Annotated in this window: 1 protein-coding gene and 1 pseudogene; both read right to left on the bottom strand. The window is 44.9% G+C overall.

Going from position 1 to position 773, the window contains the following annotated elements:
- Positions 1–258 (bottom strand): annotated as a pseudogene (locus tag ACYVRH_RS13800) (tyrosine-type recombinase/integrase); the annotation flags it as partial.
- 127 nt (positions 259–385) lie between these two features.
- A partial coding sequence (locus ACYVRH_RS13795; protein WP_461257461.1) for a hypothetical protein occupies positions 386–773 on the bottom strand: 388 nt, incomplete at its 5' end.

Here is a 773-nt window from a genome sequence, read left to right as displayed (position 1 = left end):
TTTCAGGTACTCGCAATTTTCCCAATCCCACCAGTTCACGGAATATTCGCCGAAGGTAGGCACATCGTCTTTTTTCGGCAACAACGCCCCATCTTTCAAAAGCCTGTTTACCAGAACCCTAGCCGCCGTCTTATTGGTCTGCCCCGTAGACCTGCCCCGCGTCCGCTTGCCGTTTTCATCATAAGCGTAGAAATAAACAACCCGCTTACCCGAAGAAGTAACCCTAAAATACAAGGTAAAATCATTATGAATCTTCATAACTACCTCTTTTTTGGGAATATGATGTCTTTTGTGATTACACCGAATTCCCATAATTTATAGCGTAAAAATCAGCAACGCTAATTCCTTATGGGATAAGCATTTACGGAAACGGTCTATTTTGTAATTAGGTAAAACGTGCAGTTTTCCTTATGTCCGGTATGGTTACGCTGGTAAGGCTGTCGCAAAATAAAAAGGCGCCACTCTCAATGCTGGAAAAGGTACTGCTGGAAAAGTCAAGGCTGACGTATTTATTATTGTTTTGTCTCAGTACGTATCCGGCGCTTCTGCTTATGTCACTGCTTCCGCCTAGATCGCTAATGTTTAGCTTTACGGTATATGGGGTCGCGGCATCGTTGTCTGGCTGCGCTTCCAGCCATGTCTTAAAGGCGGCTATGGATCTGGTAAACAGGCTTTTGAAAGATGGGGCGTTGTTGCCGAAAAAAGACGATGTGCCTACCTTCGGCGAATATTCCGTGAACTGGTGGGATTGGGAAAATTGCGAGTACCTGAAA

The organism is Treponema sp. R80B11-R83G3, from assembly GCF_054786115.1.
This window is presented reverse-complemented; position numbering and strand designations above follow the sequence as displayed.